This is a genomic window from Pelagibius sp. Alg239-R121 (assembly GCF_947331435.1).
In the GTDB taxonomy this organism is placed as follows: domain Bacteria; phylum Pseudomonadota; class Alphaproteobacteria; order Kiloniellales; family Kiloniellaceae; genus Denitrobaculum.
In genome coordinates this window covers 72,182-84,412 of sequence record NZ_CAMZOF010000013.1, presented here as the reverse complement: position 1 = coordinate 84,412, position 12,231 = coordinate 72,182, and the positions used below count along the sequence as shown (strand labels likewise).

Sequence of the window (12,231 nt, the reverse complement as noted above, 5' to 3'; positions counted from 1 at the left end):
CACGGCCTGACCGGCCGCATCCTGTTCTCACCTGGTCAGAGCGCAAGATTTGACTCTCGAAAAAGCCCTTGCCTATACTTGTATATACAAGTGAGATAAAACGCCGCAGCCAGTGGCGCGCAAAAAAGACAGGCTCGAGGGGCAAAGGGGTTCTTTTTCGGGACAACGCGGACAAAAAGGACCCAAAGTGACACAGCCGCAGACCTCGGCCTGGGACAACAGCTGTCCGAAAAACAAGCGTCGAAAGCGAGTTTCGGCGTAACGGCAAAGCGCGGTGAATAAACGCTGCGCCGGTCCATCAGGGGAACAGGATTCGACATGCAAAAAGACTTCATCAGGTTCGCGGCTTTCGCGGCCGCGCTCGGCGCCTCAGCGACGTTTGGTCTCACCGGCGCCGCGCTGGCCGACAGCATCAAGATCGGCATCAACGTGCCGCAAACCGGCTTCGCGGCTGCGGACGGCAAGTCGGCCCTGATCGGGGCGCAACTGGCCGCCGAACAGGCCAATGCCAATGGCGGGATCAACGGCAAGACGATCGAACTGGTGATCTACGACGATCAGGCTTCGCCGAAATCCGCCGTTCCGATCGCGACCAAACTGATTGAGCAGGACGAAGTTAAAATTGCCATCTCCGGCAGCTATTCCGGGGCCACCCGTGCTGCCGCAGGCGTCTTCCAGGGGGCCGGCATCCCTTACATTTCGGCCTTCGCGGTTCACCCCGAAATCACCCGTTCCGGCGATTATGTCTTCCGCACCTCCTTCGTCGGGGAAGTTCAGGGCCGGGCCGGCGCCAAGCTGATCGGGGAGAGCCTGGGTAAGACAAAGGTCACTCTGATCACCCTGAAGAACGACTTCGGCAAGTCCCTGGCGAATGGCTTCAAGGACGCGGCGGAGAAATTCGGCATCGAAGTGGTCAGCGAGTACGAATACTCCATCAAGGACCGCCAATTCGGCCCGATTGTCGCCAAAGTAAAGTCGGATGCGCCCGAAGCGATCTATGCCTCGGGCTACTTCTTCACGGCCGGTCCGCTCGTCTCTCAGCTGCGCGCCGGGGGCATCGAGGTACCGGTTATCGGTCAGGAAGGTTATGATTCGCAGAAATTTATCGAGATTGCGGGCCCAGCCTCGGAAGGCGTGATCATCACGACCTCACTGGACCGGGATTCTGACTCGCCGGAAGCAAAGTCCTTTATCGCGGCTTTTGAAGAAAAGGCCGGCTACAAGGCCGACATGGTCGCAGCCTCGGGCCACACGGCCATGAAGGTTGCGGTTGCCGCCCTGAGGAAAGCAGGCGGCGACGACCCCAAGGCGATCCGCGACGCCATCGCAGGGCTGTCGGTCGAAGCCTCCACCGGCACCATCTCCTTCAACGGCCTGGGCGAAGTGCGTAAGGACGTTCAGGTTCAGGTGGTCAAGGACGGCAACTGGCATCGCCATTCCATCATCAGCGATCCCGAGCTGCTGGCACCGCCGGAAAAGTAAGCTGAACCCGAGGGGCCGTTTTCCGCCTTCCTGCCGCATTGATGGCAGCAAGGCGGGACGGCCTCTTTTTTTGCCGTTTTCTCACCGAGGCACAACCCGATGCTCGCTTTCGAACTCCTGCTGCAAGGCCTTGTGCAGGGCAGCATCTATGCGCTGATTGCCGTCGGCCTGACCCTGGTCTACGGCCTGCTGCGGATCCTGCATGTGGCCCACGCGGGGCTCTTTACCCTGGGCGGCTACATCGGCGTTCTGGTGACGAACGCAACCGGCAGCCTGGCGCTGGCCCTGCTGATCGCCATGCCCGCCATGGGCCTGTTCGGAATCGCGATCTACCGCACCTGCTATCAGCCCCTGCTCGGGCGGCCGCCTTACGTTGCGCTCATCGCCTCGATTGGCCTGTTCATCATGATGGAAGAACTCTTCCGCCTGATCTTCGGCCCTTATGGTCTTTCCTATGTCGCACCGCCCCTGCAGGATCCGGTCGGTATCCTCGGCGTTAATCTGAAACAGGCCGAGCTGGCCGCCATGGTCGGTGCCGTGGTGTTGATCGGGGGTCTCGCTTTTCTCGCCGGCCGCACGCGCATCGGCACCGCCTCGCGGGCCACCGTCACCGACCCCAAGATGGCCGAAGCCTTTGGGGTCAATATCGCCCGCATCCGCGACATCAATTTTTTCGTCGGCTCGGCCCTCGCGGCCTCGGCCGGAGTGATCGTGGCGCTGCTGAACAATCTGGTGGAGCCGACCATGGGCAGCGTGCCCAGCTACAAGGCTCTGGCGATCATCGTCCTTGGTGGCCTGGGCGACCTGCGCGGCACGCTGATCGCCGCCCTGGCACTCGGCGTGATCGAATCCTTCGGCACCATCTATCTGGGCAGTTTCCTGGACCGCGACGCCATCGCCTTCGCATTCCTGATCGCCGTGCTGATGATCCGGCCTCAGGGCCTCTTCGGGAAAGCCTGACGGCATGGCCTACGAAATCACGCTCCTGACCGCGATGGGCATTTCGGTAATCTTCGCCCTCAGTCTAAATCTGATAACCGGCTTTTGCGGACAGATCAGCCTGGGCCACGCCGCCTTCTACGGCATCGGCGCCTATTGCGCGGCGATGATCACCAAAAGCGGCCTGCCCTTTCCGCTCGCACTTGCCGCCGGAACCCTGCTGGCCGGCGTCATCGGCACGGTCGTGGGTATCGCCTCGCTCCGGGTCCGGCACGACTTTCTGGCCATCACCACCATGGGGGTCGGTTTTCTTTTTCTCGGCATCGTTCGTCAGCAGGATTTTCTGGGCGGCGAAATGGGTCTCTCCGGTATTCCGGGCAGCGGCCTTTCCAAAGCGGGTTTCATGCTGCTGGTGCTGGTGATTGCTGCCGCGGCCGCCGCCTTCAGTCTTTACCTCAAGCGGTCCTGGATGGGTTACGTTTTCGATTCCATCGCCGACGATGAAGACACCGCCCGCATGCTGGGTATCGACGTCTCCCGCTATAAGCTTTCAGCCTTTGCCATGGGCACGGCCCTGGCCGGGCTGGCGGGCGGACTCTATGCCCACAACATCCGTTTCATCGACCCGGACAGCTTCGGCTTTGTCGAATCCATCACGGTCTTGGCCATGGTGGTGGTCGGAGGTATCGGGTCGGTCTGGGGTGTCGTCCTTGCCGCGGCTGTGCTCTCGGTTCTGCCGCTCTGGCTACAGTTCATCTCCGACTACAAACTGTTGCTCTACGGTGCTTTGTTGTTCTGTGTAATGCGGTTCAGTTCCAATGGCCTGGCAGGCATGGTGACGGCACTGGCAAAACGCGCGGGAGGCAGACCATGACCGCGCTGCTCAGCGTTAAAGGCGTCACGGTGCGCTTCGGCGGTGTCACCGCCCTCGAAGACGCCGGTTTTGACCTGCAGCCCGGCGAACTGCTGGGGTTGCTCGGCCCCAACGGCGCGGGCAAGACCACTATGATGCGGAGCATCACCGGCGTGGTCACGCCACAGGCCGGCGAAGTCACACTGGAAGGTCATCCGATCACCAGGCTGCCGACTCACCAGCGCGTTCGCCGCGGTCTCGGCTTGTCGCAGCAGATCGTACGCCCTTTCCGCAGCATGAGCGTCGTCGACAACGTCACCCTCGCCGCCGGGCACGCCAAGACCGCGTCCCCGCTCACGGCGCTCGGTCGCCGCCTGCGGAGCGCAGAGCGTGAGCGCGCGCTTGAACTGCTGCTGCAGGTCGGGATTTCGGAAGTCGCGGAGTCCGAGCCTTCGTCGCTGCCCCTTGGTATGCTGAAGCGCCTGGAAGTCGCCCGTGCATTGGCACTGGATCCGAAACTGCTGCTGCTTGACGAGCCCCTGGCCGGACTCAATCACCTGGAAGCCGGACGCCTGGCCGACACCATCGTGGCCCTGAACGAGAGCGGCCTCTCCATCATCCTGATCGAACATAACCTGAGCGAAGTTCTGCGCATCTGCCAGCGCCTTGTCGTGCTCGACAACGGCCGCAATCTGGCAGCCGGCGAGCCGCGCGCGGTGATGGACGACCCGGCGGTACAGGCCGCCTATTTGGGAAGTGGCGCCAAGCCGGACGAGGAGCGGGCCGATGCTTAAGTTGGAGAACCTTAAGTGCGGTTACGGCGCCTTTACTGCCGTACATGGTCTCAGCCTGGAGATCCCCCAGGGTGAGATCTTCGCATTGGTCGGTGCCAACGGTGCCGGCAAGACCTCGACCATTATGACCATCGCCGGCCAGGTCGAGCTGCAGGGTGGAAGCATTTCCTTTGACGGCCGCGATATCTCCAACCTGCCGGCGCGCGAAAGGGTTACGGCAGGTATCGCCCTGGCGCCGGAAGGCCGCCGTCTCTTTGCGGATATGTCGGTCGAGGAAAACCTGACGATGGGCGGATACAGCCGCCCGCGTGCCGCCGAGGCCGAAATGCGCGAGATGGTGCTGGCAACCTTTCCGCGCCTGAAAGAACGCATCCATCAGCGCTCCGGCTCGCTCTCCGGCGGTGAACAGCAGATGCTGGCCATCGGCCGGGCGCTCATGGCCGATCCGAAATTGTTGATGATCGACGAGGTTTCCCTGGGCCTGATGCCCAAGATCGTCGATGTCTGCTACGACGCCATCCAACAGCTTAAAAAGCGTGGGATCACAATCCTGCTGGTCGAACAGAACACCCAGCGCGCCCTCGCCGTCGCCGACCAGGTCTGCGTCCTGGAATCCGGCCGCAGCGTCTGGATGGGGTCTGCCGCCGACGCCCGTGAAGACCCAAAATTGATCGAAGCTTATCTGGGTCTCGCCGGTTAACGTCCTGCCGCGTCGTTCTGACAGCTACGATAATCGGGACAGTGATTCCTCCAGGCCGCAGACGCCGATATGAGCCACTACCCGACCGACACGGTTCTGATCGGCGCCGTCGAACGCCACCGCAGAGGACCCATGCCATTCGAGCAGTGAGGTTGGAAAAATATACCGAGCTGAGAGCGTCAGGGACGAACGGTCGCCCTGGCCTACTCCTGCAAAGTGCCGGGTTTTAGGGTGTCGTGTGCCCATACAAAAACCTGAGATCCGCTTTCAAATCCTCTCCTGCCCGGAACCCGATCAAACGTAATCACGTCCATCGCGGCCTGTGTATCCCCAGTCCCGAGACTCCATCTCGACAGCCTGTTCAAAGTTGTATATACAACTTCACATCAGACAGACTGGAGAGACCCAATGACCACGACATCCGGCCCCCACAACCGCCAGGACAATCAGCGCCAGATCCGTGCGCCGCACGGCAATGAACTGACCGCCAAGAGTTGGCTGACGGAAGCTCCTTTACGCATGCTGATGAACAATCTGGATGCCGAAGTCGCGGAACGTCCGAGTGAGCTTGTGGTCTACGGCGGGATCGGCCGCGCCGCACGTGACTGGAACAGTTTTGACACCATCTCGCGCTGTCTGAAGGAGCTCAATGAAGACGAGACCCTGCTGGTCCAGTCTGGCAAGCCGGTCGGCGTCTTCAAGACCCACGCCGACGCCCCGCGTGTTCTGATCGCCAACTCCAATCTGGTGCCCCACTGGGCCAACTGGGATCACTTCCATAAGCTCGATAAAGCCGGCCTGATGATGTACGGCCAGATGACCGCCGGCTCCTGGATCTACATCGGCAGCCAGGGCATCGTGCAAGGCACCTACGAAACCTTCGTAGAGGTCGGGCGTCAGCACTATGGCGGCGATCTGAAGGGGAAATGGATTCTGACCGGTGGCCTGGGCGGCATGGGTGGGGCACAGCCCCTCGCGGCCACCATGGCCGGTGCCTGCATGCTGGCGGTCGAATGCCAGCCAAGCCGGATCGAGATGCGCCTGGAAACCGGCTATCTGGACCACAAGGCCGACAATCTGGACGCCGCGCTGGAGATGATCACGACGGCCTGCGCGGAAGGCCGTGCCATTTCGGTCGGCCTGCTGGGCAATGCAGCGGAGATTTTTCCGGAGCTGGTTAAACGCGGCGTGCGGCCGGATGCCGTGACCGATCAGACCAGCGCGCACGATCCGCTCAATGGCTACCTGCCTGCAGGCTGGAGCCTGGATCGTTGGGAACGCACCAAAGAAAGCAATCCCGCTGAGGTCACCCAGGCCGCCAAGGAATCCATGAAGGTGCAGGTCGAAGCCATGCTCGACTTCCACAAACAGGGAATCCCCACCCTCGATTACGGCAACAACATCCGCCAGATGGCATTGGAAATGGGCAGCGAACACGCCTTCGATTTCCCCGGCTTTGTGCCTGCCTACATCCGCCCCCTCTTCTGCCGTGGCATCGGCCCTTTCCGCTGGGCCGCTCTTTCAGGCGATCCCGAGGACATTTATCGGACCGACGCCAAGGTCAAGGAGCTGATCCCCGACAATCCGCATCTTCACAACTGGCTCGATATGGCCCGCGAACGTATCCAGTTCCAGGGCCTGCCGTCGCGGATCTGCTGGGTTGGTCTTGGCGAACGGGCCCGCTTGGGTCTGGCCTTCAACGAGATGGTGGCAAAGGGCGAGCTTTCGGCCCCGGTCGTGATCGGCCGTGATCATCTGGACTCCGGTTCGGTGGCCAGTCCCAACCGCGAGACCGAAGGCATGATGGACGGCTCCGACGCGGTCTCCGACTGGCCGCTGCTGAACGCCCTGCTCAACTGTGCCAGCGGAGCGACCTGGGTTTCCCTGCACCACGGCGGCGGGGTTGGCATGGGCTTCTCTCAGCATTCGGGCATGGTGATCGTGGCCGACGGCACCGACGAAGCCGCGCGCCGTCTGGAACGAGTCCTGACCAACGACCCGGCGACCGGCGTCATGCGACACGCCGACGCCGGCTACGACATCGCCATCGACTGCGCGCGGGAGCATGGCCTGAACCTGCCGATGCTGAAGTGAGGAGGTCTGCGCGCACTTGTCACTTCGGCCGCGCGACCCAAAGTAATCAGCTTGCCGACCGACTTCGGATCAATCTGCAGGTGCCGTGACATGAGCAGTGAGTCATCGATTGCCAAGCATTATACCAAGGGCAACCTTCTGGAACGGCTGCTGTCTACCTTAAGGGACGACGGTCTTGAGCTCGAACAGGCGTCAGTCGAAACACTGGCGCCTTACGACCAGTTCCACGGCCGGGGCCTTGAAGCAACGAAAGAACTCGCCGACGCGCTGAGTGTTTCGGACAAAGACCACATTCTGGATATCGGCAGCGGGATCGGCGGACCGGCCCGCTACATCGCCGATCGCTTCGGCTGCCGGGTGAGTGGAATCGATTTGACCGAGGAGTTCTGTGCGGTCGCCAATCACCTGACCAACTCTCTCGGGCTCGAAAACCGCGTCACCTTTGACCAAGGCAATGCCCTGGACCTGCCCTTTGGCGCCAACTCCTTCGACGGCGCCTATTCCATGAATGTCTCCATGAACATCGCCGACAAAGCGGGGTTCTACGCCGAGATAATCCGTGTGCTCCGGCCCGGCGCCTGGCTGGCTCTCTCGGAGATCGCGCAGGGTCCCGGCGGCACGCTGGACTATCCGACTCCCTGGGCCCGGACGGCAGACGCGAGTTTTCTCGCCACACCGCAGGAAACCCGGGATGGTCTGTCCGCAGCAGGATTTACGGACATTCATCTGCGCGACACGAAGGAAGAAACTCTCGCGTTCAACGCCCGCGCAAAGGCCATGGTCGAGCGGGGCGGGAAACCGCCGCAACGCGCCGTGAAGCTCATCCATGGTGAGCTTGCCAAAGCTGCAGCAGCGAACACCTCGCGCGGCTATGCAGATTCCGCCATCCTCCCCATCGAAGTCTTTTGCCGAAAACCGGACCGGTAAAAAAAGAGGGAGGCGCAATGCCTCCCCGAAGTAACCAAACGCGCGATGGCGCCTCAAATTTGCCGCTTAACTGCAGATTTTATCCACGAGATTGGCCCGGCGCGAGATCGCCGATATCCTCGGCAAGCACTTCGATCTCCTTCTCCGGCACCGTGGACATTTCCATCTTGTAAGCCAGGAACCACATCATCCCGCAGCCCAGGAGCCAGAAGAGAATCTGCCAGGCCCAGATGGACGGAATCCCAAAGGTCCAGGACGCGGCATCGTTCGGCGCACCGAAAATATCGTTGCCGATAACCGCACCCGGGCCGATACCGAAAAACATCCAGCCCAGAGTGACGATCCACGCGATCGGCACCAGTTTCTTCTTATCCACTGGCAGACTGGAATGCTCGCGCAGGAAGTTGTGATAGATCATGCGATGCGCAGTGTCGTCGGCGTTCTGGGTCGCCATGGAGACCGGGATCAGAACCGCCAGATTACAGAGCATACCCCAGCCGGCGGAGTGGATGGTCATAGGCCAACGGCCCCAGGGCAGAGCCCCGCCGGTGATCTGCTGACCGATGGTTTCCGTAAAGATCACGCCGAGCAGACCGGCGGCGAGTCCCCAGGTCGCCCCCTGACGGGTGATCCAGGGGAACCAGGTGACGGCTGCCAGTGACGGCCACATCTGGAAACCGAAGGCCACCGCCAGTCCACCCAAGAGCACCAGGGCATCGCTGGAGAAGGTCGCCACCAATAACGCAGAGATCACGATGAAGGCGACGCCCATCCGCCCGAACAGCTTCTGCGTCGCATGGTCGGCGGTCGGATTGAGATAGCGCTTGTAGAGATCCCGGGTCAGCATGCCGCCGGCCGTCGACATATAGGCCGCGCCCGTAGACTGCATCGCGGCCAAGGCACAGACGGCCAGGAGTCCGACCAGCCAGGGTGCCGCATCCGCAATCTGATTAAAGTAGTACGGCACCAGCGAATCCGGTTTGGCGGATATCGCCTCTCCGTCCAGTACGTTGGAGAGCGCAAGGCCCGCTTCGCTCACGGCTGGGTTGGCCCCCAGAAGATGTGCGCCCATACCCTGAAAGGCCGTGAAGAAGAATAGAATGCCACCGATGCAGAAGGAGGAGGCCCAGACCTGTTGCGGCGCGAAGGGTTTCGGATCGGCATTGCCAAAGGCCCACATGGTAAAGGCAGGGGCCGACTGAATGCCCATCAGGGCAAACATGTAGGTCAACACCATAATGCCCGTCCAAAGCCCGCCGACCGGTGTTTCCTTGCCGAGGCCCGCGGTGAACTGGATCACGCCCGGGATGGCAAAGTAGGCATTATAGGCATCGCCCGGGGTCGTGCCCCACTTACCCACGTCAGAGGCTGCCAGATTGGCAAAGCCCTGGTTTAAAGCGGCCCAGCCACCGGCCAGGTCCAGTGCGATCAGGCCCGTGATCATGATACCGACCGCGAGCAGAACACATTGCACGGTGTCCACATAGGCCACCGCCCGCAGGCCGCCTGAAGCCACGTAGATCAACACCACGAGCGACAGCAGCCAGGTACCGGTCGTTTTGGAAATCAGATCGTCGGTCAGGACGTTGAACAGGAAGCCCGATGCCCCGAGTTGAACACCCAGATAGGGAATCGAGAACAGCAGCGCCACCAGAACCACCAGGATGCGAATAGCATCCCCCCGGAAATAATCCGACAGCATCTCGCCCGGTGTGACATAGCCGAAGCGCTTACCCAGCATCCACTGGCGCTTCAGGAACATGACGCCGGTAAAGGGGATGGTGATGGTATAGAAGGATGCGTAGGCATATTGGAAACCGTCGCGATAGACCAAGCCGGGATGTCCCATGAAGGTCCAGCCCGAGAAGGACGTGGCGGTCGCCGCAAGGATGAATACCCAAAGTGACAGTCTGCGTCCCGCGATAAAATAGTCACTCGCGGTTTTCGCCGTCATGGCTCCCTTGATGCCCCAGAAGACACAGTAGGCCCAATAGAGTCCCACGAAGGCGAAGAGCCAAATTACTTTTGGTGCCATATCAGGCTCCTCCCTCTTTCCTGATCCAAGTCAAGAACGGGGTCGCGTGGCGCCCATTACAGAAGTGACTGGGTGACCCCGACTTCGCCGTGGAGAGGAGCGTATCCATGATTTCGCCAAATGGATTCGCTTTTGTAAACAATCCACAGACGAGGGAAATTTACTATAACCTCTTGATTTTGCAATTGTTTTACTGTAAATACATAACCTAGTCTTTTTACATTTTGTAAAGTTTGTAAATCGATGCGGCGGTCGAGGAATGTTCGATGGCCAAAAAAGCGTTGTTAGGCAGTAAGGTACGCCGGCTGCGCCGGGAGCGGAGCCTGACCCAGCTCGAGATGGCAAAGGGCGTGGGAATTTCTGCCAGCTATCTAAATTTGATCGAACACAATCAGCGGCCACTGACTTTACCGCTTCTGTTCAAGCTTTCCGACCTCTACGGAGTCGATCTTCAGTCCTTTTCACAAGACGATGAGAGCCGACTGCTCGCAGATCTGAACGAACTCTTCGGCGATCCCTTTTTCCGGGACACCGCGATCAAGCGCGACGAGTTGAACGAGGCCGTTCGCGCGGCACCGGCCATCTGCCAGGCGATCCTGATGCTTTATCACGCCTATCGAAATTCGCGCAGTGAAGTTCAGGCGCTGGGTGAACGCCTGTCCGACGACTCTTTTTTCTCCACCTCGACCCACGAGTTACGCACGCTGCTGACATCGATCCTGTCTTTCTCGGAAATTCTCGAGGATCACGAAAACCTGGAACCGGAACAGCGCCAACGCTTTATCGGCGTCGTAGCCGAAGAAAGCCGTAAGCTCGCAACCATCATGACCCGGATGATCGAGCAGACGACTCTCGACAGCCTGCCGCGCAGCGAACAGGCCCCGCCACCGCTCGAAGAACTCGACGATTTCATTCATGAGCACAGCAATCACTTCCCTGCCTTGGAGGAAGCTGCCAAGCGCCTGCGCAGCGATGCCGGACTGGGGTCGGAGGAGACCGATCCGGAGCGGCGCTTCGGCACCCTGTCCGCGCTGTGGCGCCGATTGGAGACCGGCGCCCCACCGGAGAGCGGACTTGCCAAAGCCCGCAGCCCCGTCCTGAGCAGCCGCTGCTTTCGGCTGGCGCAAAGTCTGGCGGTCCGGCACTACAGCGCAGAACTGGAAAGCCTGATTGCCGGCTCGCATCTCTCATCGAACGCCGCGCGCGATCTTGCCCGTGAGGTCATGGCGAACTATGTCGCTGCCGCTGTGATGATGCCCTATGAGCATTTTCTCGTGACGGCACAGGACCTGCGTTACGACCTGGATCAGCTGACCTGGCGCTTCGGCGTGAGTTTCGAACAGGCCTGTCAGCGTCTCTCCAGCCTGCAGCGGCCCGACAATCCCGGCATCCCCCTCCATTTCGTCCGTGTCGATATCGCCGGTAATATCTCCAAACGCTTCAGCGCATCGGGTCTGCGCATTGCCCGCTACGGCGGCGCCTGTCCCCGGCTGAATCTCCATTCCGCCTTCCTGACCCCCGGGCAGACCAATCTGCAGGTCTCGCAGATGCCCGACGGCAGCACCTTTTTCTGTTTGGCCCGCAGCATCGTGAAGGCAGAAGGCGGGCATCACAGCCCCAAGAGCCACTTTGCCGTTGGGATCGGCTGTGACATCAAATTCGCTCCCGGAATCGTCTACGCCGACGACATCAACCTCGCCAACCGCAGCATCGTCGTTCCGGTCGGCGTGAGCTGCCGTCTCTGTGCACGCAAGAACTGCCGCCAGCGTGCCTTCCCGGCGATCCTGGAGAGCGATCGTTCTTGATTGTTTTAATCAAGAACGTAAATCGCCCTCAAACCCAATGGATGAGAGACTGATTCACGCTTTTCACTGCATCAGTGAAAAACGATCAGGCTCTCGAGAGCGATCGTTCTTGATTGTTTTAATCAAGAACGTAAATCGCCCTCCAACCCAATGGATGAGAGCCTGATCGTTCTTGATTGTTTTCGTCATTCCATCGACCAGTCACAGCCTGCTGAACGCCTCCCGGTCAAACCAGAGTATGACACCCAAAATTTTACATATTTTACAGATCATAGGGCGTAAAAGAGTAAAATATTTTCTATTTTTTCCTTATAAAACATAATGTTATTGACTTAATTGCGATTCTGTAAATATTTTTGACTCCAACCTTCATTTGCCGGTCATCCCTGTTGGCGATGCAGTTCAGATGATAAGCGACCCGGATCGTGATCGGACCGAGTCCTTGGTCAAAGACCTGGCCAAGACGTGGTCGAAGAACAGGCCAGTGGACACACCAAAGGTCTGAAGGTACCGGCGAGCGACGAGAACCTGCGGCGCGACGATGGGAGAAGCATTCGATGTCCGAAGATCGGAAAGTGAAATCCGGAAACGGCCTTTCCTGG

General features: G+C 60.1%; 9 protein-coding genes. 8 read left to right on the top strand and 1 reads right to left on the bottom strand.

From position 1 onward, the window contains the following. The first annotated feature begins 318 nt into the window (after positions 1–318). The 7 genes from QMZ18_RS32585 to QMZ18_RS32555 all read left to right on the top strand — a co-directional run bounded on the left by QMZ18_RS32585 (position 319) and on the right by QMZ18_RS32555 (position 7,789). The gene (locus QMZ18_RS32585) at positions 319–1,482 is read left to right on the top strand and encodes an ABC transporter substrate-binding protein (protein ID WP_282610615.1); all 1,164 of its coding nucleotides are present in this window, start codon (positions 319–321) and stop codon (positions 1,480–1,482) included. A gap of 99 nt (positions 1,483–1,581) precedes the next feature. Next, positions 1,582–2,442: a branched-chain amino acid ABC transporter permease gene (locus QMZ18_RS32580; RefSeq protein ID WP_282610614.1), complete on the top strand. Its 861-nt coding sequence runs from the start codon at positions 1,582–1,584 to the stop codon at positions 2,440–2,442. Positions 2,443–2,446: 4 nt separating this feature from the next. Further along, a complete protein-coding gene (locus QMZ18_RS32575) occupies positions 2,447–3,295 on the top strand; it encodes a branched-chain amino acid ABC transporter permease (protein WP_282610613.1) in 849 nt (282 codons plus the stop codon). Next, positions 3,292–4,068 (top strand): ABC transporter ATP-binding protein, encoded by a 777-nt coding sequence (locus QMZ18_RS32570; RefSeq protein WP_282610612.1) that lies wholly within the window; start codon positions 3,292–3,294, stop codon positions 4,066–4,068. The genes QMZ18_RS32575 and QMZ18_RS32570 overlap by 4 nt, the downstream gene beginning before the upstream one ends. After that, complete coding sequence (locus tag QMZ18_RS32565) at positions 4,061–4,768, top strand: ABC transporter ATP-binding protein (RefSeq protein ID WP_282610611.1); 708 nt, start codon at positions 4,061–4,063, stop codon at positions 4,766–4,768. Before QMZ18_RS32570 ends, QMZ18_RS32565 begins: the two co-directional genes overlap by 8 nt. A 408-nt stretch (positions 4,769–5,176) precedes the next feature. Further along, positions 5,177–6,862, top strand: a complete 1,686-nt coding sequence (gene hutU / locus QMZ18_RS32560; RefSeq protein WP_282610610.1) for a urocanate hydratase — start codon at positions 5,177–5,179, stop codon at positions 6,860–6,862. A 90-nt stretch (positions 6,863–6,952) separates the two neighbouring features. After that, positions 6,953–7,789 (top strand): class I SAM-dependent methyltransferase, encoded by an 837-nt coding sequence (locus QMZ18_RS32555; RefSeq protein ID WP_282610609.1) that lies wholly within the window; start codon positions 6,953–6,955, stop codon positions 7,787–7,789. 79 nt (positions 7,790–7,868) lie between these two features. Here QMZ18_RS32555 and QMZ18_RS32550 read toward each other — a convergent pair whose 3' ends face one another. After that, positions 7,869–9,824 carry a sodium:solute symporter gene (locus tag QMZ18_RS32550; protein WP_282610608.1) on the bottom strand — a complete coding sequence of 652 codons (1,956 nt, stop codon included), beginning with the start codon at positions 9,822–9,824 and terminating at the stop codon, positions 7,869–7,871. A gap of 266 nt (positions 9,825–10,090) precedes the next feature. Between QMZ18_RS32550 and QMZ18_RS32545 the strand changes: the two genes are divergently transcribed. Further along, entirely contained in the window at positions 10,091–11,629 is a 1,539-nt protein-coding gene (locus tag QMZ18_RS32545; RefSeq protein ID WP_282610607.1) for a helix-turn-helix domain-containing protein, read from the top strand. Positions 11,630–12,231: the final 602 nt, after the last annotated feature.

Coding starts and splice junctions, on each gene's coding strand:
- QMZ18_RS32585 (WP_282610615.1), top strand. CDS start 319: ATGCAAAAAGACTTCATCAGGTTCGCGGCTTTCGCGGCCGCGCTCGGC.
- QMZ18_RS32580 (WP_282610614.1), top strand. CDS start 1,582: ATGCTCGCTTTCGAACTCCTGCTGCAAGGCCTTGTGCAGGGCAGCATC.
- QMZ18_RS32575 (WP_282610613.1), top strand. CDS start 2,447: ATGGCCTACGAAATCACGCTCCTGACCGCGATGGGCATTTCGGTAATC.
- QMZ18_RS32570 (WP_282610612.1), top strand. CDS start 3,292: ATGACCGCGCTGCTCAGCGTTAAAGGCGTCACGGTGCGCTTCGGCGGT.
- QMZ18_RS32565 (WP_282610611.1), top strand. CDS start 4,061: ATGCTTAAGTTGGAGAACCTTAAGTGCGGTTACGGCGCCTTTACTGCC.
- hutU (WP_282610610.1), top strand. CDS start 5,177: ATGACCACGACATCCGGCCCCCACAACCGCCAGGACAATCAGCGCCAG.
- QMZ18_RS32555 (WP_282610609.1), top strand. CDS start 6,953: ATGAGCAGTGAGTCATCGATTGCCAAGCATTATACCAAGGGCAACCTT.
- QMZ18_RS32550 (WP_282610608.1), bottom strand. CDS start 9,824: ATGGCACCAAAAGTAATTTGGCTCTTCGCCTTCGTGGGACTCTATTGG.
- QMZ18_RS32545 (WP_282610607.1), top strand. CDS start 10,091: ATGGCCAAAAAAGCGTTGTTAGGCAGTAAGGTACGCCGGCTGCGCCGG.